At 72.5% G+C, this 23,358-nt stretch carries 9 protein-coding genes; 4 read left to right on the forward strand and 5 right to left on the reverse strand.

Annotated elements, in window-relative coordinates:
• Nucleotides 1-37 precede the first annotated feature (37 nt).
• A complete protein-coding gene (locus LIV37_RS08750) occupies nucleotides 38-781 on the forward strand; it encodes a glucose 1-dehydrogenase (RefSeq protein WP_020866744.1) in 744 nt (247 codons plus the stop codon).
• Nucleotides 782-840: 59 nt separating this feature from the next.
• Here LIV37_RS08750 and LIV37_RS08755 read toward each other — a convergent pair whose 3' ends face one another.
• Nucleotides 841-2,160 (reverse strand): MFS transporter, encoded by a 1,320-nt coding sequence (locus LIV37_RS08755; RefSeq protein WP_020866745.1) that lies wholly within the window; start codon nucleotides 2,158-2,160, stop codon nucleotides 841-843.
• 400 nt (nucleotides 2,161-2,560) lie between these two features.
• Here LIV37_RS08755 and LIV37_RS08760 point away from each other — a divergent pair, with 400 nt between their 5' ends.
• The 3 genes from LIV37_RS08760 to LIV37_RS08770 all read left to right on the forward strand — a co-directional run bounded on the left by LIV37_RS08760 (nucleotide 2,561) and on the right by LIV37_RS08770 (nucleotide 5,624).
• Complete coding sequence (locus LIV37_RS08760) at nucleotides 2,561-3,763, forward strand: acyl-CoA dehydrogenase family protein (protein WP_020866746.1); 1,203 nt, start codon at nucleotides 2,561-2,563, stop codon at nucleotides 3,761-3,763.
• Nucleotides 3,760-4,788: a phosphotransferase family protein gene (locus tag LIV37_RS08765; RefSeq protein WP_020866747.1), complete on the forward strand. Its 1,029-nt coding sequence runs from the start codon at nucleotides 3,760-3,762 to the stop codon at nucleotides 4,786-4,788. Before LIV37_RS08760 ends, LIV37_RS08765 begins: the two co-directional genes overlap by 4 nt.
• Before the next feature lie 65 nt (nucleotides 4,789-4,853).
• Nucleotides 4,854-5,624 (forward strand): SDR family NAD(P)-dependent oxidoreductase, encoded by a 771-nt coding sequence (locus LIV37_RS08770; RefSeq protein ID WP_020866748.1) that lies wholly within the window; start codon nucleotides 4,854-4,856, stop codon nucleotides 5,622-5,624.
• An 85-nt stretch (nucleotides 5,625-5,709) separates the two neighbouring features.
• On the opposite strand, the gene LIV37_RS08775 is transcribed toward LIV37_RS08770, so the two are convergent.
• The 4 genes from LIV37_RS08775 to LIV37_RS08790 form a co-directional block, all read right to left on the reverse strand.
• Nucleotides 5,710-7,056, reverse strand: coding sequence for an FAD-dependent oxidoreductase (locus LIV37_RS08775; RefSeq protein ID WP_020866749.1), 1,347 nt, complete (start codon nucleotides 7,054-7,056; stop codon nucleotides 5,710-5,712).
• A gap of 202 nt (nucleotides 7,057-7,258) precedes the next feature.
• Complete coding sequence (locus LIV37_RS08780; protein ID WP_121825678.1) at nucleotides 7,259-8,737, reverse strand: FGGY-family carbohydrate kinase; 1,479 nt, start codon at nucleotides 8,735-8,737, stop codon at nucleotides 7,259-7,261.
• Nucleotides 8,738-9,252: 515 nt separating this feature from the next.
• Entirely contained in the window at nucleotides 9,253-10,275 is a 1,023-nt protein-coding gene (locus LIV37_RS08785) for a LacI family DNA-binding transcriptional regulator (protein ID WP_243146377.1), read from the reverse strand.
• 72 nt (nucleotides 10,276-10,347) lie between these two features.
• Entirely contained in the window at nucleotides 10,348-23,325 is a 12,978-nt protein-coding gene (locus LIV37_RS08790) for a hybrid non-ribosomal peptide synthetase/type I polyketide synthase (RefSeq protein WP_020866752.1), read from the reverse strand.
• Nucleotides 23,326-23,358 lie beyond the last annotated feature (33 nt).

Here is a 23,358-nt window from a genome sequence, read left to right on the forward strand (position 1 = left end):
ATGTCGGCAACTCACGGATGCGGAAGGGAAGTTCAGCATGCGCTTCGACGGGAAAGTAGCGATCGTCACCGGCGGTGCCCGGGGCATGGGTGCCACACACGCACGGGGGCTGGTCGCGGAGGGCGCCCGGGTCGCCGTCTGCGACCTGCTGGACGACGAGGGAACGGCCCTGGCCGATGAACTCCCCGACGCACGGTACTGCCACCTCGACGTCACCGACGAAGCGGAGTGGCGGTCCGTCGTCCGCACGGTCGAGGACACCCTCGGCCCCGTGGACGTCCTGGTCAACAACGCGGGGATCATGCACTACGGCGGGGTGGAGGAGCAGTCGCCCGAGCACTTCCGCCGGATCATCGACGTCAATCTGGTGGGCGCCTTCCTCGGCATGCACACCGTCCTGCCCGGCATGCGCGAGCGCGGCCACGGGGCCGTCGTCAATGTCTCCTCGGCCGCCGGCATGACGGGGTTCGCCGGTGGCATCGGCTATGTGGCGAGCAAGTGGGGGGTGCGCGGGATGACCAAGGCCGCCGCACTGGACATGGCGGGCAGCGGGGTGCGGGTGAACTCCGTCCACCCGGGTGTCATCCGTACGTCCATGGGTGAGACCGCCTCACCCGCGCTCTTCGCCCATCAGCCGGTGCGGCGCATCGGGGAGCCCGAGGAGGTCACCCGCATGGTGCTCTTCCTCGCGAGCGACGACGCCTCGTACACGACGGGCGGGGAGTTCCTCATCGACGGCGGTCAGACCATCGGCCACGGCAGCCACTCCGCCGCGGATTAGAGCGGCGCCGGGCTCGCGGCCGTGCGTGGCGGCCTGCCGCCGCCACGGCCGAACGCCTTCTAGACATCCTTGCGGACGGTGAGCAGGGAACCGATGCCGATCAGGCAGACCAGCATGACGAAGAACGCCGGGGAGAGCAGGTTCCCGGTCCGGTCGACCAGGAAGGCCGCGATGTACGGAGCCGTACCGCCCGCGAGGACGGTGCCGACGTTGTACCCGATCGCCATACCGGTGTAGCGGACCCGGCGTTCGAAGAGATGCGGCCACAGACTCGCCGCCGGGACCTGCACGAACGCACTTCCCAGCATCAGGAGCAGATACGCCAGACCGGCCAGCGCCAGACTGCCCTGGCCCATCAGCAGCATCGCGGGGTAGGCGGTCACCAGGAAGCCCAGCAGCCCGCCCATCAGGACGCGCCGACAGCCGTATCGGGCGGAGAGCCGGCCGGCCGGCACCATGAGCAGCACGGTGACGAGCACGACACCCGCGGACAGCCAGTACACCATCGTGGCGTCGTATCCCAGGTTGGTGGTCAAGTAGATGCCGATGTACGTCAGCCCGAGGAAGATGGCTCCGCCCTGTGCCATGGCCAGGCCGATGGACTGGAGCAGCGCCGTACGGTGAGTGGCCAGGACCTCTCGGATCGGAGCCGCTGGGATGTCGGCTCGCTGTGCGGCCTCCTTGAATTCCGGGGTGTCCTCGATCCGCAGCCGGGCCCACAGGCAGAGGAGGGTGAGCGGCACGGCCATCAGGAAGGGCAGCCGCCAGCCCCAGTCGCCCATCTGTTCCTTGGTGGTGAGGGCGGAGATCGCTCCGGCTGTCGTGGCCGCGAACATGAACCCGAGGTTGGACCCGATGGGCGTGACGGAGCCGAGGAAAGCCCTGCGCTGGGGTGGCGCCGACTCGTAGATGTAGGTGTAGGCGCCGACCGACTCGCCGCCCGAGGAGATGCCCTGCGCCAGCCTGGTGATGAACAGGAGCACCGCGGCGAACACGCCGATCTGGCTGTAGGTCGGCAGCAGTCCGGTGAGGCTGCTGGCCACCCCCATGCACAGTACCGAGGAGACCAGCGCCTTGCGACGCCCCCAGCGGTCGCCGATCCATCCGAAGAAGACACCGCCGATCGGCCGCACCACGAGGCCCGTGGCGAACACCGCGAGCGCCGCCAGCGTCGAGGCCGCCGGATCGTCGCCCGGGAAGAACTGCGGAGCGATCGCCACGGCGAGATAGCCGTAGACGCTGAAATCGAAGTACTCGATCAGGGTGCCGATGCTCCCGGCGAGCATCGCGCGCCGCACCGTACGCGGATCGTACGACGCCGACTCCTCCTGCGGCGCGGGCTCCTCCCCCGGCGGCGCGGGCTGCTGTGTGGTGCTCATGATCCGGCTCCCTTCCCCGCGGCACGGTCCGGTACCTTGCCGACGCCCGGGACGCTACAGAACTGAACTCAGTACAGCTAGCCGTCGAACACGAGTTTTCTCCGGGGCGCGGCAGAGACCATGGACGCGATCAGGCACACGGGCCGGAAGGGCTTCGTGCATACGGTGCACGACCTGCGGTTCAGTCGGCGGAGGAGCACCGTGCGAGAGAGTCACCGCATCGACACACGTCCGACCGGTTGATGATCTGAATTGGATTCGGTTTACTCGTAGCGGGCGGGGCGTGCCGTGTGCGGTGCCCGCGCTTCGGACCAGCTTCGCGCCGAGGGTACGCGGTCGCGCGCCCACAAAGCGAAGTGTCGCCGTACAAGTAGGCAGTAGCCAAGCTCGGGAGTGCAACGTGCCCATCGGGTTCGAGATCGAGGAACGGGTCGCCGGGATCGCACGGCGCACCACCGAGTTCGTACGGGAGGTGGTGATACCCGAGGAGCAGGCGTGTGACGGCAACGTCCATGCCGGGCCGGAGCCGCTGCGCCGCCGCCTTCAGGACGCGGCTCGCGAGGCGGGCGTGTTCGCCCCGCACGTCGGCACCGAATGGGGCGGACTCGGACTGGACCTGTGCGGACAGGCAGTGGTGTTCGAAGCGGCCGGGTACTCGCTGCTGGGGCCGCTCGCGCTCAACTGCGCGGCTCCCGACGAAGGCAACACACACCTGCTCGAGGTGGTGGCCACGAAGGAGCAGAAGGAGCGGTATCTGCGCCCGCTGGCGGCCGGTGAGGCGCGCTCGTGCTTCGCGATGACCGAACCCGCGCCGGGCGCCGGCTCAGACCCGCGTGCCCTCACGACGACCGCGACGAAGATCGACGGCGGCTGGCGGCTCGACGGTCGCAAGTGGTTCATCAGCGGCGCCGACGGGGCGGCCTTCGCCATCTGCATGGCCCGCACCAGCGGCGGCCCCGGCGACCCGGGCGGCGCCACGATGTTCCTCGTCGCCGCCGACAACCCCGGCATGAAGATCGTCCGGAATATCGACACCCTGGACCAGGGACTCTTCGGCGGGCACAGCGAAATCGCCTTCGAAGGCTGCGAGGTCACGGACGAGGCCGTACTGGGCGAGGTGGACCAGGGCTTCGCGTATGCCCAGGTACGCCTCGGGCCCGCGCGCATGACCCACTGCATGCGCTGGCTCGGCGTGGCCCGGCGGGCGCAGGACATCGCCCTGGAGCGCGCGGCGGACCGTTCGGCCTTCGGCAAGCCGCTGGCCGAACTGGGCATGGTGCAGCAGATGCTGGCCGACTCCGAGATCGACATCGAGACCAGCCGGGCGGTGCTGTGGCGGGCCTGCTGGGAGCTGGACCAGGGCCGCCCGGCCGCCCAGCACACGTCGATCGCCAAGACCTATGTCTCCGAGGCGGTGAACCGGGTGGTCGACCGGGCCGTCCAGATATGCGGTGCGCTCGGCATCTCGGGGGACGCCCCGCTGTCGCGGCTGTACCGGGAGGTGCGTCCGTTCCGCATCTACGACGGCCCCTCCGAGACCCATCGCTGGGCCATCGCCAAACGCGCGGTGCGGGCGGCGCGGGAGCGGAAGGCCACCCGATGACCAGCTCCGGGACGCCGGTGGCCGGTGTCGACGTAGCCGCGTTGCAGCGCTACTTCGAACGCCACGTACCCGAGTGCGCGGGCCCGCTCGGGATCACACTCCTCCAGGGCGGACGCTCCAATCTCACCTACGCGGTGACCGACGGAACACACCGGTGGGTGCTGCGCCGGCCGCCACTGGGGGTCCTGACACCGACCGCGCACGACATGGACCGCGAATACCGCGTCGTGGCGGCGCTCGGCGACACCGCGGTGCCGGTCGCCCGGACCGTACTGTCATGCACGGACCCGGAGGTGATCGGAGCGCCGTTCTGCGTCGTCGGCTTCGTGGAAGGCCCGGTGCTGCGCGACGGCGACGAGGCCGCCGCACTCCCGCCCGACGACGCGCGGCGCGCCGCCGACGCGCTGGTGGACGCCCTGGTCACACTGCACTCGGTGGACGCCGCCAGCGTCGGGCTCGACAACTTCGGCCGGCCCGACGGCTATCTGGAGCGCCAGGTGCGGCGATGGCGTGGGCAATGGGAAAAAGTCGCCACGCGGAGCCTGCCCGACCTCGACGAACTGCACGGCAGGCTGACCCGTTCCCTGCCCGCGAGCGGCGCCCCGGCCATCGTGCACGGCGACTACCGCCTGGACAACGTCATCCTGGCACCCGGCGACTTCGGGCGGATCGCCGCCGTCCTCGACTGGGAGATGGCCACGCTCGGCGATCCGCTGGCCGACCTCGGGATGCTGCTCATGTACTGGGACCGGACCTGCGAACCGGTCCTCGCGGCGCGCCACGTCCCGACGGCCAATTCCGGTTTTCCCTCGGGCCGCGAGGTGGCCGAGCGATACGCCGAGAAGTCCGGACGGGACATCGGCGGCCTGCCCTTTTACCAGGCGCTGGGTTGTTTCAAGCTCGCCGTCATCGCGGAGGGCATCCACGCCCGCTATTCGGCGGGACAGACGGTCGGAACGGGATTCGAGCGGGTCGGCTCCGCGGTGCCCGCGCTGCTGCGCTCAGGGCTGGAGCTGCTGTCGTGACGACTGACACACGAGACGCCGGGCGCGACACCACGCCAGGTATCACGCGAGACGGAGGAGAGCCCGTGCGAGACCGACTGTCCGGACAGATCGCCCTGGTCACCGGCGCGACCGGCGGCATAGGAGCCGCCATCTCACGGCGGCTGGCCATCGAGGGCGCCACGGTGGTGGTGACCGACGTGGACGCCGGCCGCTGCGACCAGCTGGCGGAGGAGCTGACGAAGGAGCTGGCGGCCGACGGAGCGCAGGCGCTGGGCCTCGCGCTGGACGTGAGCGACGAGGAGGCGTGGCGCGGCGCGGTCGAACGCGTGGTCTCCGAACTGGGCGGCCTGTCCGTGCTCGTCAACAACGCGGGTATCGCCCAGATGCGCACCGTGGAGACGGAGACCCAGGAGTCTTGGGACAAGGTCATCGCGGTGACCCAGGGCGGTGTCTGGCTCGGGATGAAACACGGTGGACCCGCGATCGAACGCTCCGGCGGCGGCTCGATCATCAACATCGCGTCGATCTTCGGCACGGTGGGGGGCTTCGGCAGTCAGTTCTCGTACCACGCGGCGAAGGGCGCGGTCCGGCTGATGACGAAGAACGCCGCGCTGCACTGGGCCACGCGCGGCGTCCGCGTCAATTCGATCCACCCCGGCTTCATCGAGACCCCGCTCTCCCGCGAACTCTGGCAGGGCACACCCCGTCACACCGCGATGGTCGAGGGCACCCCCATGGGGCGGCTCGGCACGCCGGAAGAGGTCGCGGGGGCCGTCGCGTTCCTCGCTTCCCAGGACGCGAGCTTCGTGACCGGCTCCGAGCTGTACGTGGACGGCGGCTGGACGGCACGCTGACGGGACACCATCCGCCACGGCGGATGAGCCAAGCGCCTGGGTCGTCCGCCGCGGCGGACGACCCAGGCGCTTCGTGGGTGAGCCCTCAGTCCGTCGCCGGTGCTGCCGTCGCGGTGGCGGTGTCCGCGGCGGTCAGCCCGAACACCAGGGCCGAGGCGATGCCGCCGGCGTAGGCGCGGTGCCACAGGCCACCGGTGTCCGACCCGGCCGCGAGGAGCCCGGGGAGCGGTTCGCCGTCCCTGCCCAGTACGCGGGCCCGGTCGTCGATACGGACACCGTGAAAGGGAAAGGTGATGGCCGGCACCGCCTCGATCACGTAGTACGGCGGTTCGTCGAGCGGGAGGCGGTCCAGCTCCCGGCCGGGCGCCGGCTCCAGCCCCGCCGCGGCGTGTTCGTTGAACAGCCTGACCGCGTCGCGCACGGCATCGCCCCGGTACCCCCATTCCTCCGGAAGGTAGGCCAGTTCGTCGAGGTCTTCGGCGAATCCCACCCGGCCGCCCCGCTTGCCGGCCAGAGCGAACTTGTCCACGGCGACCGCGCCCTCGACATACGAGCCGACGACCCAGTCACGGAACACCCGGGCGTCAGCGATGAGCAGGCCCCGGCCTTGGGGCTGCTCCAGCAGGGCCATGGCGGTGAGGTGGTCCCCCAGCGTCTCGTCGACGAACCGGTCGTTGTCCACGTTGAACAGCAGGGCGTGCTCGCTGTAGTAGAGCGACAGGTCGACGAAGTCCGCCGGGTCGGCGAAGGGGATGCCGCTGGGGATGAGATGGCCGTAGAAGCCCGCGTCATCGTGGCCGGTGGCGGCACCGGCCCCGGTGGCCAGACGGTAGCCACCGCCGCGGCTGAAGGGGTTGGAGCGGAGCCCCATGTCCCCGGCACGGGGGTGCACATGCGTGGCGCGGAGTTCCGTATCGCCCTGGAACCCACCGGTCGCCATGAGTGTGGACCCGGCGCGCATACGCATGTGGGTGCCATCGGCCAGTCGCAGCTCCGCCCCCGCCACGACACCGTCCTCGACCACCAGCCTTTCGGCGCGGGTCTCCAACAGCAACGTGCCACCGCCTCGGCGGATGGCCTGATGACAGGTGGCGACGTACTGATGGGTGTCGAACTGGTGCCCGCGGCCGAAACTGAGAACGCGCTGCGCGTCCTTGATGTCCACGCCGAGGGACCGGATCCATGAGATGCCCTCGGGGAACCGATCCACGAGGGCTCGCTTGAGCGCGGTGTCTCCGTACGGATTGTGCTGGTCCATGATGTCGTGGCTCGGCGCGGTCCATGCGTAGCCCGCGAAGAGCGCGGAACCACCGACGCCCGCACCGATCTCCACGACCGTGACGGACAGACCATTGCGAACCGCGCGGGCACCGGCGGTCAACCCCGCCATACCCGCACCGATGATGAGCAGATCGACTTCTTCCGCGCGCACGCGACTCCCCTCCGGTCATGGGACGACTCTCCCAGCAAAACCGAATCCAGTTCAAAGAACAAGCACTGCACCGACATCAGCCAGCCAGGGTCGACATCACCATGAACGAAGTGGGTTCGGCCATGGGTAGCTGACGCTGGAGCGCTGAAGGCGGTGGGGCGGGGCGCCGGGCACGCGGGGGCGCTGAGAGTGCGCGGGGGGCTCAGCGCTCCTGTAGTGCGGTCAGCGCGTGGACGGTCGCAGCGGTGTCCGGGTACAGCCGCCGGTAGAGGGCGTACAGCTCGTCGTAGCGTCCGGTGTGTTCGGCGCGCGGCGTCACCGTCTCGCGCACCGGGTTCCAGTCGTCGATGGAGGCGTCCCCGACGAGCTGGGCGGCCAGCAGCGCGTCACCGTAGCCCGCGCCGATGGTGATGGCGCGCAACTCCTGTGGGCGTCCGGTGATGTCGGAGACGATCTGTGTCCACAGCGAGCCCTGGGTGCCGCCACCGACGGCGACCACCCGGCGGATGTCGCCGCCGGCCGCCTCGATGACCTCGACGTTCTGGCGGACGGCGAAACCGGTGGCCTCGAGTGCGGCCCGGTAGAGGTCGCCGCGGGTGTGGGACAGGGTCAGCCCGGCGATCACTCCGCGGGCGTCGGGGTCCATGATCGGGGTGCGCTCGCCGGAGAAGTACGGGAGCATCAGCAGGCCGTTGGCGCCGACGCCCGACTCCGCGGCCAGCGCGGTGAGTTCGGCGTGGTCGCCGTCGGCGAACAGGTCCTTCAGCCAGTTGGCGACCGCGCCGGAGGTGGCCATGCCACCGGCCAGATTCCGGGTCCCGGGCAGGGCACCGACCGTGCCCCACAGGGACGGGCTGGTCAGCGGCTTGGGCACGGTGTGGATGAGGAACATGGTGGTGCCGTACATCAGCATCAGATCGCCGATGTTCTGCGCACCCACGCTCAGCGCCTCGGCCCAGGCGTCGATGGTGCCGGTCGTGACGGGGATACCGGCGGGCAGACCGGTCGCCGTGGCGGCCTCGGGGGTGAGGACGCCGGCCGGCTCGCCGGGCCAGCGCAGCGGCGGCAGTTCGATCCCGGGGGCGACCTCGGCGGCCCAGGGGGCGTACCACCCGCCGGCGAGCGTGTCGTACAGCGGAGTGCACTGGCTGGCCGAGTGGTGGTCCAGGACGTAGTTTCCAGTGAGCTTACCTACCAGCCAGGAGCTCGGCATGTACAGGCGCTTGGCCCGCGCGTAGAGCTCGGGTTCCGCCTCGGCGATCCACGCGATCTTCGGCCCGGCGGCCTGGGTGGTCAGGGCGGAGCCGCCGCGGCGGATGATCTCGTCGGCGCCGAGCCGCGTCTCGATGCGCTGGATCTGCTGGACCGAGCGGGTGTCCACACCGTAGAGCACGGCGGGGCGCAGCGGGGTGTCGTGCTCATCGGTCAGCAGGACGCAGGGGCCCATGCCGCTGACCCCGACGGCGACCACGGTGGTGTCCTCCGCGGCGGTCAGTTCGCGGGCGAGTTCGGTGAACTCGCGCCACCAGACGGCGGCGTCCATCTCGAAGTGGCCGGGACCCGGTCTCGCGGGGGTGTGCTCCCGGGTGGCCGAGCGGATCAGTGCGCCATCGAGACCGACGAGGACGCCCTTGGTGCTCGAGGTGCCGATGTCCACTCCGATGACTGCGTTGCGAGGCATGGCGAGCACGCTGGCAGAAAACGATTTCAGCGTCAAGGGCGACCACACGAATGGCCCTTGCCCTGGAGAAGAGGCATATCAGCGGCGCGCATCGGCACCCCGCGATCGACCGCATGACTAACCCTCTGCCTCCCCTGAAGCCCGCTCTACGTAGTGGTGAAATGGATTTCAAGCATGCTCACCATGGCGGTGCTGTTCTTTCACTCGACGGCCGCCTACGCACTGGCGCGGCTGCGCTTCCCGGGGCGCGAGAAGCTCTTCGGTGCCAGCTTCGCGACGCCGCCGGTCACCGTGCCGGTGGTGCTGATTCCGCGGTTCCTGGTCGCCCGTCGGCTGGGGGCTGCCGAAGGAGTTGGAGGAGGAGGTCATCGACGGCTGCGGCCACTGGCGGGTCCACTGGGACATCGTCCTGCCGATGTCCCGGCCAATCCGCCCGGCCTCGGCGATCTCCCTCATCCTCGCCAACTGGAACTACATCCTGGCGGCGACGCCTGCCCGACGGGTCAGGGGCCCCGTCAGGTCCGGGCAGGGCCGGCCGTGCTCTCCCTGACCTGCAGCTTTGTGCGCAGCACCACGGTCTGCACCGGCGACACGCTGCCGTCCATGCGCTGCAGGAGGAGGTCGGCGGCGGTGCGCCCCAGCTCGTACGAGGGCAGTTCGACCGCGGTGAGGGACGGCCGTACCAGCGACGCCCAGGGAACGTCACCGAAGGAGAGCACACCGACCTCGGGTGGGGTGCGGCCGGCCTCGCGGAGGGCGTCGAGGACACCGATGGTCATGAGGTTGTTGGCGACGAACACGGCATCGGGCGGCTCGGGCAGCGCCAGCAGTTCACGCATCGCCGCGCGGCCCCCGTCCACCCGGAAGTCGGCATGCCGTACGTAGGTGTCGTCGGCCGCGGCCGGACCGCCCTGGGCGGCCCGCAACGCCGTACGGTGGCCCGCGAGTCGTTCCTCGGAGGTGGAGGCCCCTTCGGGTCCGGTGATGCAGGCGATCCTGTGGTACCCGGCCGCCAGGAGGTGGCGGGTGGCCACCTCGCCACCGTGGTGGTTGTCCACCCGGACCGCGTCCACCTCGGCGTCGCGCGGCCGACGGTCGACGGCGACCACGGGCACACGCCGGTCGGTCAGCGGCCCCAGGTCCGTCTCGCCCTGGGACGCCGCCGCCACGATCACGCCCGCCATCTGCTCACCGAGAGCCACCTCCAGGTAGCGGCGCTCCTTGTCGGTGTCCTCGTCGGAGTTGCACAGGACGACGGAAAGGCTGGTGCGCTGCGCGGCGTCCTCGACGCCACGGGCGAGCGAGGTGAAGAACGGGTTCTCGATGTCCGGGATGATCAGCGCGATCACGCTGGACCGCTGCTTGCGCAGCGACCGCGCCACCCGATTGGGGGCGAACCCGAGGGCCGCCGCGGCCTCTTGTACGGAGAGGGCACGTGCCGGTGTGACCTTGCCGCCGTTGAAGACACGCGAGACGGTCGCCGGAGAGACACCGGCGGCTCGCGCCACGTCATGGATCGTCACCAACTGTGTCCGCATCCTTTCACCGTGTACGGTCAGCCTTCACCCTACCCCGGGCTGAAAAGGATTTCACCGGCCCCCGTCCGGACGTCAGTCGTGGGTGCGGGAGGCTTCCCGGTGGGGAGTGTTCCCATGAGTGGCGGGCCCGGGCCATGACGGCGGCGTATCGACGATGTGGCCGAGGAGGTGGAGCGGCGCGGCGCCGACCCCCGCCGCCTCGACCGCGTCCCAGTAGGCATGCGCATGGGAGGCGTCGACCAGCCCGTGGACCAGTGGCAGACCGGACACGGCGGTGTGCAGGAGGGATTCGAGGCGGCAGGAGGCGACCGTGCCCGGCAGCCAGGACCGTTCCGCGTAGCCGGAGGCGGCAGCCGGTGGCAGGTCGTCGGCGATGTACCGCTCGGTGCCGCCGACGGCGAGCAGTCCGCCCCCGACGGTCAGCACATCGCGCTGCCCGCGCATCCTGGCGAGGGCGCGTGCGGTGTCGAAGCAGTGCGGGAAGGAGTCGTCGACCACGACGGTGCCGGGGCGTAGCCGGTCGATGTCGAGAACGGCCGTGCCACCGCTGCCACCGCTGCCGCCACTGACGGCGCTGCCACCGCTGCCACCGCTCACGGCGGTGACGATCAGGTCGGCCTCGTACACCGCGGCGGGAAGGGCCGGTGCGGACTCGGCCGTCGCCACCGACCCGGCCGGCCCGTTCCCGCGCAACTCCGTGGCGAGCGCCCGCAGGCGGGCCGCGTTCCCCGCGACATCGCACAGCAGCAGGTGAGCGGGCGGGCGCGGAGCGCGGGTAAGGAGCAGGTTGAGGGAAGAGGTGCCGATCGAGCCGAGTCCGACCATGGCGACGGTCAGGTCACTCAGGTCGCGTCCGGTCGTGGCGAGCGCCGCGTGCACGGTCTTGACCACGGACACCGCTGTGGCGGCGTGGCCGGTGGTGACAGCCGGCGCCCCGTCGGTGGCGCGTACCACCTCGAAGCCGTAGCCGGTCAGCGCGGGAATCATGCCCGCCAGGGAGACACAGCGGGCGCCGAGGGAGGCGGCGTGGCTGACGGCGCGGGCGGTGTGGCCGGTGAGCCCGCTTCCCGCGGCCAGTTCATCCGCGAACAGCGGCAGCGCGACGAACGCGGAGCGGCCCAACGGCGTGCCGATCTCCTCCAGGAGGCGGGGACCGCCGTCCGGGAAGAGCAGCTGCCGCATGTGTTCGCGGGGCAGGTCCGCTTCCGGGATCCCGGCGAGCGCCGCGAGGTGGCCGGGGGCGGGGAGGTAGCCGATGAGGGCGGCGTCCGTACGGGATGTGCGCGGGGCAGGGGCCAGGGCAAGGCGCGGACGTGGGGTGGCCGCCTGGGTGAGCTCGTCCCGCAGGAGACGGGTGAACGCGGCGAAGGCGGGGGTGTCTAGGGCAGCGGCCGAGGCCCGCAAGGTGACCCGCAGCTCGTCCCCGACCGGCCGAACGGCCAGGAACACATCGGTTCCCACCGGCGGCGGGGCGAGTTCCGTGTCGTGATGGTCCCAGTCGAGGGTGAGGGTTGCTCCGGTGGGTGAGCCGAGGGCGGAGAAGTCCAGGTAGCTGAAGAGGAACTGGGCGGCCCTCGGCAGACCGAGCGGGGTGGGTGGCGCAGTCGGGACGGGCGTGCTGTCGGGGGGCTCACCGCCGGTGGCACGGCCGACACCGCCGTCCGCGCCGCCGGTTTCGGGGCCGGTGGCGCCACCGGTGCCGTACGTCCGTGCGGCCACAGCCTCCTCGGTGATCCGGAGCAGGTCCTCCCGGAAGGAGTGGAACGAACGGCCGGGCGTGGCCTCGGCACCCGCCTCCGCCGCGGCAGGGCGCAGCGGTACGGCAGCCGCCAGGGGGCCGAACAGTCGGCTGATGTCGGGCAGTTGGTGGTCGCGGCCGGTGACCACCAGGCCGAGGACGAGGTCCCGCCGGCCGGTGAGGTCCGCCAGGGCCCGGTAGTAGGCGGTCAGGACGGGGGCGTACGGCGTGGCGCGGACGGTGGTGGCGAGGTCGCGTAGCCCGGCGGTCAACTCGGCGTCGAGCGTGAACCCCGCCGACCTGAACTCCGCGGAGCCGGTCCCGGTGGCCCCGACGCCCACTGGCTCGCCGCTCCGTGCACCCGAGCGGCGCAGGTCGGGCCGCTGGTACGGGATGGCGTGGCGGGCCTGCCAGGTGATGGCCGCCGGGTCCGGGCAGGGGCCCGTATCCGGCTGCTGGAGCAGGTCGACGTAATCGCGGAAGGTGCCGCGCAGCGGTGGCAGCCCGATCGGCTCGCCACGGCTGAGCCGGTCGTAGATGGTGATCAGTTCCCGGCCGAACAGGGCCGCGCTGTAGCCGTCACCGATGAGGTGGTGGGCATGGACGACGAGCGTGTGCTCGTCGGGGTCCGTGGTCAGCACGCGCAGACGCAGCAGTGGCCACGCCCACGGTTCGAACCGACGACGGCGTTCGTCGGCGACCCGCTCCTGGACCAGGTCCGGCGATGCCAGCGTCTCGAAGTCGACCGGGAGCCGCAGCGCGGGCGGCAGTTCCTGTTGGACGGGCGGGCGGGCACCCGCGGGGAAGACGGTGCGCAGCATGGGGTGGCGGACGACGAGGGCATCGACCGCACGCTGAAAGAGATCAGCCCGCAGCGGACCACGCAGGCACAACTGAGCAAGCCACGCGGACCCGGAGCCCGGCGCGATGGCCTCGGCGACCAGAAAGCCGCGCTGGGTGGGGGTGAGGGGGTATGGCGTGAGGTCCGCACCGGCGAGGGCGGCGGCCTCGTCCGCGACGGATGCCTGACCAATCGCGGCGGTCTCGTCCGCAGTGACGGCCGCATCCACGCTGACGGTCTCGTCCACGCTGACGGTCTCGTCCACGCTGACGGTCTCGTCCGCGGCGGTGGCCGTATCCACGGCCGTGGCAAGGGCGGTGAGTGTGCTGTGGTCGTAGATGACCGTCGGCCTCGGCAGGACAGCCCCTGGCCGTTCCCCCTCGTACGCCTTCTCCAGTCGCGCGAACACTTCCAGGACCAGGATGGAATCGCCACCGAGCGCGAAGAAATCGTCCTCACGGCCGACCTCCCCGACGCCCAGCACCTCGGACCAGATTCGGGCCAAGGTGCGCTCGGTCGGTGTGGCCGCCAGGGTGTCACTGGTCGGCGGCGAGGTCGTACCCGTCCCCGCTCCCGTGTCCGCGTCACCGGCCGTCGCGTCGAGTCGGCGGCGGTCGACCTTGCCCGTGCCCGTGAGCGGCAACGCGTCCAGGAATCGGAATCGGCTCGGGAGCATGTAGTCCGGCAGGGTGCCGCGCAAGTGGGTGCGCAGCTGTGCCGGATCGGGGCCGAGGCCGCCCGGTAGGGGTTCCACGAAGGCGGTCAGGCGGCCGTCGCGGTGCAGTACGGCAGCCTGGGCGACCCGGGGATGGGTCTGCAGCACCGCCTCGATCTCCCCCGGTTCGACCCGGTGGCCGCGGATCTTCACCTGATCGTCGACACGGCCGAGGAACTCCATTACGCCGTCGGGGCGTTGGCGGACCCGGTCGCCGCTGCGGTACCAGCGTTTGCCGTCGCGCTCGGTGAACGCCGCCGCTGTGAGCGTGGGATCTCCGAGGTATCCCGGCGTCAGCCCCGTTCCACCGATGAGGAGTTCACCTGGCTCGTCGGCGGTGCGGGGGCGCCCGTCCTCGGCCACCACCGCGACCTCGGTGCCGGAGATGGGACGGCCGATCGGCAGCCGCCGCACCTCGTCGCCGGGGCGGTCCTCGATGAGGTGGCAGGTGGCGTTGATGGTGGTCTCCGTCGGCCCGTACAGGTTGGCGATGCGGTGGCCGGGCCCGAACAGGTCGTACCAGCGACGGACATGCGCGGCGGGCAGCGCCTCCCCGCCGACATGGATCCAGCGCAGTGCCGACAGATCGGGGCGGGGGGCGCCGCGCCGCACCCGGGTCTCGGCGGCGGTCAGCAGCCGTTCCCACAGCGTGGGCACCGAGCTCCACACGGTGATCCGGTCCCGTACGACCCGGTCCAGCAGCGCCTCGGGGTCACGGACCAGATTCCGCGGCAGGGTGTGAACGGTGGCTCCGACCAGCAGCGGTGCCAGCAGTTGGCGTACGGACGCGTCGAAGCACACGGAGGCGGTCTGGGCCAGCCGGTCGCCCGCGCGGTAGCCGAAGGTGTCCACGGCCCAGTCCAGGTAGTTCATCATCGCCCGGTGGGTGATCGGTACGGCCTTGGGGCGGCCGGTGGACCCCGAGGTGAAGATGACGTAGGCGACGGCGTCGGGGTCGGCTACGGGAAGTGGCGGCAGCTGCGGTGGCGGTGAGGGGTCGTCGGTGGCCACCGTCGTGACGTCGTCGAGCGTGTCGGCCGTCGCTCGGGTGGCCTCGTGGCACACCACGTGTCGGGCCGTCGACCGGTGGAGCTGGTCGGCCAGGCGCGCGGCGGGGTGGGTGACATCCAGCGGCACCCACCCGGCCCCGGCCCGCAGGATGCCGACGACACCGACGACGGTGTCGGCACCCGGCTCGGTCAGCAGACCCACCAGGTCCCCGGGAGCGACGCCACGGGCGCGCAGCCGGTCGGCGAGTGCGGCGGAGGCCCGGTCGAGTGCGCCGTAGGTCATGGTGGCGTCGCCGGTCGCGACCGCGATCTGGTCGGCGGCCGTCCGGAATCGTGCCGACAGGCGCTCGACGATCCCGCGCCCGGCTGCGCGGGCCGGGGTCGGTGTCGATGCCGGTGCCGGTGCCGGTGCCGGTGCCGGTGCCGGTGCCGGAATATCCGTTCGGGCGGGCGTGGCGAGTTCGGCCAACTCCACCAATTCGGCGAGGTGTTCGCGTGCCAGGCGCTCCACGGTGGTCCGGTTGAACAGCCGGGCCGGGAAGTTCCAGGAGAAGTGCAGGGCTCGTTCGCTCTCCCAGCACAGCAGCCCCAGGCGCGTGGCGGCGGACGCGGTACGCGCCGCTGCCGGGCGCACCGTCACCGGGCAGTCGGGGTCGGTCGTGGCGGGGAAGCGGGCGAAGCTGAACCCCGCCGGGGAGGCGGTACGCGGCCGGGACCCGGTGGTGGGGAGCAGCCGGGCGATGTCCACGCTGGTGAGCCGGGCGTGCCGCTCCGCGTCCAGCCAGATCGCGTGCAACCGCTGTGCCAGGGCGGGCACGGGCTCGTCCGGGTCGACGGTGGCCGACAGCGGCAATGTGTCGGCGAGCGGGCCGACCAGCCGCTCGATACCGGCCAGCCTGAGTTCGCGACGGGCGCGCGCCACGTTGACCGCGATGCCACGCTGCCCGCTCCACCGCGCCAGACAGCGCACGTACGCGGCCAGCAGCAGGTGAAAGAGCGAAACGCCGTGGGCGGCGGCGCACTCGCGCAGCGCGGCGGTGAGGTCGGGGCCGGTGGCCACCTGGTGTGCGGTGAGCGGCGCGGCGGGCGGCCCCTCCGGGTCGCCGTCCCAGGGCAGGTCCAGGGGCCAGGGGTTGGCGTGGGTGTGGGTGTGGGTGTGGGTGTGGGCGGTGAGTACGTCATGCCAGTACCGTCGGTCCTCGGCGAACTCCGGCGAGGAGCGTTCCGACTCGACGGCGGCGGCGTAGTCGGCGAAACCCGCTTCCAGCGGAGGCAGTTCGGGTGAACGGCCGTGCGCGAGGGCGGTGTAGACCGACCACAGCTCCTCGCCAAGGACGTTGAGGCTGAATCCGTCCGCGGCGGCGTGGTGCAGTACGAGCAGAAGGTGGGCGAGGTCGGGACGCTCGCGCACCAGCACCGCACGTACCGGCGCCTCGGTGGCCAGGTCGAAGGGGCGATTGCACAGCGCCTCCTCCAGGTCGGTCAGGGGGCCGTCGGCGTGGCGGATCTCGTACCAGAAGGGCATGGTGTGCGGTTCGGGCGGCGCCACGTTCTGGGCGGGCGCCGTGCCGTCGGTCTCGATCCTTACGCGCAGCATCGGGTGGCGCTCGGCGAGCAGCGCGAGCGCCCGGCCGAGCAGACCGGCGTCCAGGGGGCCGCTGATGGTCTGGCGCACATACGCGTACGCGGTGATCTCGGGGTGCAGCCTGCCGCTTGTGTGGAAGGCCAGTTGTACGGGTGTGAGGGGAAGCGGGACCCCGTCGCCGAACGCGGTCGCCCTGCCGGTGTCGGCAGGGTGCGGCTGAGGCGCGGGCTGCTCCGTCCCCACCTGGTCGGTCGACAGATGGGTGGCCAGCTCGCCGATCGTCCGGTACTCGAAGAACAGCGTGGGCGGCAGGGCCCGGCCCAGCTCCGACTCCAGCCTTCTGACGAGGTCCACGGCGGAGAGCGAGTCCAGCCCCATGGTCAGGAACTGCTCGTCGTCGCCGATCTCGGCGGGCGAGCGGTGCAGAGCCTCGGCAAGGAGGCGGCACAGAACGCCGGTGATGTGTGCGGGGGCGGGGTCGGCCGTGCCGGTCGCGGGGGCGGGAGCGGGGGACCCCGGCGCCGGTGCGGTGGTGGGGGACGGGTCGGATCCCGGCGCGGTGCGCCCCTGTGCGCCGGGGACCGACACGGAAGTTCCGGACCGGCGGGTGGTGGAGGCGCTGGTCCCGGACATGTCCGTGGCGGAGGCGACGTGCTCGGACCCGGCGGCGGTCGACGCTGCGGGCCCCAACCCGGCGGTCCCGGACACCGCGGCGCCGGGCCGGACAGTGGCAGACTCGGCGGTCATCTCGGCAGTCATCTCGGCAGTCATCTCGGCCGACAACTCAGCCGTCGTCTCGGCCACCACCAGCTGCGCGGCGTCGATGCCGCATGCCGCGTGCAGCGCGGCGAGGCCCGCGCCCGGCGGCAGTGGCGCTACGCCACGGGTCATGGCGGGGACGGTTCGCGACGGGGCACCGGCGGCCAGGCCGGTTTCGGCGAACGCGGCGAAGTTGAGCGATTGCCACGGGCGGCCTGTCGCGCGTTCGGAGGCGGCGAACGCGTCGAGGAAGGCGTTGGCCGCGGCGTAGTCGCCGAGCGCACCGGCCAGGCCGGGCAGTACCGAGGTGACCGAGGAGAAGGCCACGCACACCGCCGGGTGGTGACCGTGGCGCCACAGGGCCCGGGACAACAGGTGGCTGCCGCGCACCTTGGCGGCCATCACCTCGGCCATCTCCTCGAGCGACTTGGTCCGCAGCGTGCCGGGGCGCACCACTCCGGCGGCGTGGAACACCCCATCCAGCGGCGGCAGATCTCCGACCAGGGCCTCGACATCCGCCTCGACGGACACATCCGCCACCCGGTACGCCGCGGTGACGCCGAGCGCGTCGAGTTCGGTCATCAGGCTGTTCGGCGGACAGGCCGAGCGGCCGGCGAGGACCAGGGTCGGTTGGCCGCGTCCGGCCAGGTCGCGTGCGAGGGCGGCGCCGAGCCCGCCCGCACCGCCGGTGATCAGATAGGTGCCGTCGGGCGGCAGCGGCGAGGACGCGGGCGCCGCGTCGGTCGCCACCGCCACGGGGATACGGACCAGACGGCGGCCCGCCCGCCACGCCACAGCGCCGCCGCCCGGCGCGTTGTGCCCGAATGCCTCCCGCTCCAGGGCGTCGAGCCGGGCGCCCAGGGAGTCGTACGAGGACAGGTCGACGCCGTACGCGGTGAGGCGCGGGAACTCCTCGGGGAGCGCGAGCGCCAGGCCGGTGAGCAATGCCTGGGCGGGGCACAGCCGTTCGGTGGTGGCGCCGGTGGCGTGCACGTCCTCGGTGACCGCCAGCAGACGGCCACCGCCCTGGCCCATCGATGGGATCAGGTCCAGCAGGGTGGACAGTACGGTGTGGGTCGCGGCGTCGAGGTCCGCCACGGTCGGGCACTCGGCGGCCGGTCCTGCGAGCCAGAGGGTGAGTTGCGCGGGTGGCTCGGCGAGGGCGGCCTCACCGTCCCGGCGGACCCTGATACCGCGCCGCTCCAGGCGGTGGGTCAGCGCACGGGCCAGCTCCGAGTCCGGCCCGGCCAGCCGGACCGTGTCCGGTGTGTCCGGTGCGTTCGGTGTGCCCCCGTCCGGTGCGGGATCCGGTGCGGGAGGCGTCTCGCGCCAGGTGAGGCGGTGCAGTGGCGCTGACGCTGCGGGACCGGGGTTGTGCTTCTGGCGGTGCTCGGGCCCGTGCTCGTGTCGGTGCTCGTGTCGGTGCTCGGGCTGACGCCCAGGCCAGTGCTCCGGGCGGCGCTCTTGTCGGTGCTCCGGCCGGTGCTCGGGCCGGCCCTCGGGGCGCTGCTCGGGCCGGCCCTCGGGGCGCTGCTCGGGGCACTGCTCGGGCCGGTGCTCGGGCCAACGCTCTGGCCGGTGCTCGGGCCGGTGTTCAGTCCGGCACTCAGGTCGTAGCTCTGGCCAGTGGCGGCGGCGCTGGAACGGGTACGTCGGCACGGGCACGCGCGCCCGTCCCTCGCCCAGTGCCGAGTGGTCCAGGTCCACCCCGCGCGTCCACAGCCGCCCCAGGGCGGTCAGCAGAGCCTGTCCGGCGTCGGCACCAGTGTCGGCTCCGGTGCCCGGGGCCGCCAGCGCGAACACCTCCGGCGACGGATCGCGGTCGGCCGCCACGGCGCGGACCGGCCCCAGCAAGGTGGCTCCAGGCCCCAGCTCAACGAACGTGTCGTAGCCCTCGTCCAGCAGCCGCCCGACCGCGGCGCCGAAGCGCACCGGCCGCAGGGCGTGTTCGCGCCAGTGGTCCGGGGCCAGGGACGGCTGCCACTCGGCGGTCAGCGTGCTGAGCAGGGGGATCGCGGGCGGGAGCGGGGTCAGTTCGGCGGCCGCGGTGGTGAGCGGGTCGGCCACCGGGCGCATCGCCGGGGAGTGAAAGCCGTGGGATACGGGGAGTTCGCGGACCGTGACCCCGTCGGCGGCCAGCCGCCCGACTGCCCGGGCGACGGCATCCGCCGCTCCGGCGATCACCACCTGACCGGGGGCGTTGACCGCGGCCACGCACAGCGCACCGGCCGACTCGGCCACCACCTCGGCGACGGCGTCCTCACCGCCGCGTACGGCCGCCATGGCACCCGGTCCGGCCAGTTCGCGCATCAGACGGCCCCGTTCGGAGGCGAACCGCACCGCCTCGGCCAGGGTCAGCGACCCGGCGACGCAGGCGGCGGTGATCTCGCCGACGCTGTGCCCGGTGACGGCTTCCGGGGTCACGCCCCAGACCCGCAACTGTCGGGCGAGCGCGACGCCGAATGCCACGAGCAGCGGCTGGGAGACCTCGGTGTGGGCCAGATCGGCGGGCGAGGCGCCGGGGTCCAGGCACCACTGGGCCAGGGTGCGTCCGCGCACCTCGCCGACGAGTGCGGACGCCTCCTCCATCACACGGCGGAACTCCGGTGCGGTGCGGTACAGGGCGCGGCCGAGCCCAGGCCGCGCGGTGCCCTGGCCGGGCAGCAGGAACGCCAACCGGGGGCGGGAGCGGGCCACGGCGGGGGTGGTGTGGGCTTCGAGGCGCTCGGCGAGGTCGCCGCGGGACACCAGCGCCAGGCGGTGGGGGCCGTGGTCGCGGGCGGTGTTGACGGTGGCGCACACATCGCCCTCGTCGAGTTCCGGGTGAGCCCGCAGATGGGCCGCGAGGTCCCGGGCCGCGGCCGCCAAGGCGTCGGCGCCGCGCGCCGACAGAGTCAGCAGGTGCGGACCGTCCTCGACACCCGAGCCGCCGTCGCCCGCGGCGTCCGCGCCGCCCGCGGCATCCGGCTCACCCCGTCCGGCAGTGACCGGCCGCCCGCCACGACGTGGCAAGAGCCGGGGCGCCTCCTCGAGGATGGCGTGGGCGTTGGTGCCGCCGAAGCCGAAGGCGTTGATCCCCGCCACCAGCGGGCCGGTGGCCGTCCATGCGCGGTGCTTGGTGACCACCCGGAAACCGGCCGTGCCGTCGTCGGGGAGGGAGGCGGCGGGTGGGTCGTGGTGCAGTGAGGCGGGCAACTGGCGGTGGCCCAGGGCCAGGACCACCTTGACCAGGCTCGGCATGGCGGCGGCGTTGAGCAGGTGGCCGAGGTTGGTCTTCACCGAGCCCAGCAGTCGGGGGCGGCCGTCGGCGCGGGGCGGGAACGCCTGGGTGAGGGAGCGTAGTTCGACGGGGTCGCCGAGGGCGGTGCCGGTGCCGTGGGCCTCGATGTAGGACACGTGGTCGGGGTCGACGCCCGCGTCGCGGTACGCCTGGACGATGATCTCGCGCTGGGTGAGCGCGTTGGGGGCCAGCAGGCTCAGCGAACGCCCGTCGTTGTTCACCGCGGTACCGCGCAGCAGGGCCAGGACGGGGTCGTTCGCGCGGTGTGCGTCGTCCAGCCGGGCCAGGACGATCGCCGCGCCGCCCTCCCCGGGGACGAAGCCGTCGGCCGCGGCGCTGAAGGCGCGGCAGCGGCCGGTCGGCGAGAGTACGCCCGCCTGCTCCAGCAGCCGGTGGCCGGTCGGGGCCAGCGCGAGGTTGACTCCGCCGACCACGGCGAGGTCGCACTCCCCCGCCCGCAGACTGCGGCGCGCCAAGTGCAGCGCGACCAGCGCCGATGAGCAGGCGGTGTCGACGGCGAGGGCCGGGCCGGTCAGATCGAGGCTCTGCGCCACGCGGGCGGCGACGAGGTTGGGGAGGTTGCCGACCAACGCGGCGGGAGGCAGCCCGCCGTCCGGGCCGGAGGCCCGGGACAGCAGTTCGCGGTAGCCGCTCTCCCCGGTCGCGGCGAACACACCGATGCGGCGGCCCGTCCGCCGCGAACCCGCGTAGCCCGCGCGCTCCAGGGCCTCGTGGGCCAGTTCGAGGAAGATGCGGGCCTGGGGGTCGGTCGCGGCCGCCTCCTGGCCGTCCATGCCGAAGTACGTGGCGTCGAAGCGGGACGGGTCGTCCAGGAAGGCGCCCCACCGGGCGGTGGCCTCCGGCCGGGGCGTCCAACGGGCGGCCGGTACGGGGCCGACGGCGTCGTGGCCGGCCACGAGCCGGTCCCAGAAGGCGTCCGGGGTGTCCGCGCCGGGGAAGCGGCAGGCCATGGAGACGACCGCGATCGCTCCCGGGTCGGTGTCGCCCACGGCCGGGTCGGTGTCGCCCACGGCCGGGTCGGTGTCGCCTACGGCCGGGTCGGTGTCGCCCACGGTGTCGCGGGGCCGAGCGGCCTCCGGCGGCCCGGCGCGCCGCGCCGCCACCACGTGTTCGGTCAGGGCGGCCACCGTGTCACGGTCGCGCAGCACCGCCGGTGGCACGGTGACGGCGAAGGCGTCCTCCACCTCGGCGAGCACCTCCATCGCCTTCAACGACGAACCGCCGACGGCCAGAAACCGGTCATGCGGGCGGATGGCGTGCTCGGGCATGCCCAGCACCCGTGCCCAGATGGCGGTGACGGCCCGCGCAACCTCCCGCCGCGAGCCCAACGCCCCGGGGACGTCCCCGGCGGCCCCGGTAGCCCCGGCAGCCCCAGCGGTCGCAGCGGTCGCAGCGGTCGCAGCGGTCGCAGCGGTCGCAGCCAAACCCCCACGCCCCCACCGCCTCTCAACCTCGGCGTAGGCCCCCGCCTCATAGCGCTCGCGCATCGCACGTCGCCGCAGCTTGCCGCTTGTCGTTCGGGGAAACGCACCCGGTGGCAGAGGCAGCACCCGTACGTCGTCGTGGGCCAGGGCCTGCCGGACCCGCGCCGCCGCCTCCGCCAGTACGGTGGCCGCCGCGATCGGCGGACCGGGCCAGCGTACGAAGACCACCACGCGTTCCGTGCCGTCGGCAGGGTCGGTGGAGCCCACCGCCGCGGCCAGGGGCGGTGTCGGCAGGCCGGGGGTGGCCGCCGCCACTTCCTCCAGGTCCGGCGCGTGGAAGGTGCGGCCGGACACGAAGAGCACGTCCTTGTGGCGGCCGGTGACACACAGTCGGCCGTCGGCCAGGAAGCCCAGGTCGCCGGTGCGCAGCCAGCCACCCACGTACATGGCGGCGGTCGCCTCGGGGGCGTTGCGGTAGCCGCGCGCCACCTGGGGTCCGCGCACCTGGATGTGGCCCACCCGCCGGTCGTCCAGCGGACGGTCCGCGTCGTCCACGATGCGCACCTCGCACCCGGGCACCGGCAGACCGACGTCCATCAACTCCACGGCGTCCGGACCCCGGGCGGTGTCCACCGCGTGGCCTCGGCTGAGGGCCGCCCGGTCCAGTACACGCTCCACCGCCACCTCCTCCAGGGGCGGGAAGGTGACCGCCAAGGTGGCCTCGGCCAGGCCGTAGACCGGCAGCGGTGCCCGCTCGTCGAGCCCAGAGGCTCGGGTCTTCGCCACGAACCTCCGCCACACCGCCGGGGCGATCGGCTCGGCACCGACCAGGACCAGCCGCACGGAGGTCAGGTCGAGGCGGGCGAACACCTCATCCGGGATCCGCCGTACGGCCAGGGCCAGGGCGAAGTTCGCGGCGGACAGGAGCGTCGCCCGGTGGCGGGCCGCCGTCTCCAGCCACAGCGCCGGACGCTTGGCGAACGACAACGGCTCCAGCCGCACCTGCTTGGCGCGCGCGGCGAGCGGGGCCAGGTGGGTGCCGATGAGTCCCATGTCGTGGAAGTACGGCATCCAGCTCACCACCACATCGTCGGGCGTGATGGCCGCGGCGAGCCGCATCTGTTCCAGATTGGCCAGCACGGCGGCATGCGTCAGCTCGACGCCCTTCGGGGCTCCGGTACTGCCCGAGGAGAACTGGACGAACGCCATATCGCCTGGCGTGGCCTCCGGCAGCCGGGCGGGTGGGCGGCCCTGCCGCAACTCGTCCAGCCGCAACAGCCGCAACGGCTCGACACCGTCGGGCAGTTCGCCCAACCGCCTCTCCGACGTGGCCTCGTCCACCGCCACCGGCGGGCGGCCGAGCGATTCCCACACCGGCGCCACCCGCCGGACGTCGGACGCGAGCGGCACCGGGACGAGACCGGCCAGCGACGCACCCCAGAACAACGCCTGGAAGTCGTCGCCACGGTCGGCGAGCAGCGGGACACAGGTGCCGGGCGCCACCCCGGCCGCGAGATAGCCACCGGCGACGCACAGCGCCTCGTCCCGCAGCTCCGCGAAGGTGACGGTCCGCTCGCCACCGTCGCCTCGTACATGCACCAGCACCTGGTCCGGGGCCGCCTCTGCCGCGCCCATCAAGACCTGCGGGAGCGTGGTCTCGCCATTCGGTCCGGTCATCGAGCTCCCCAACTCACTTGCCCTCCTCTAGAG

Source organism: Streptomyces rapamycinicus NRRL 5491 (assembly GCF_024298965.1).
In the GTDB taxonomy this organism is placed as follows: Bacteria; Actinomycetota; Actinomycetes; order Streptomycetales; family Streptomycetaceae; genus Streptomyces; species Streptomyces rapamycinicus.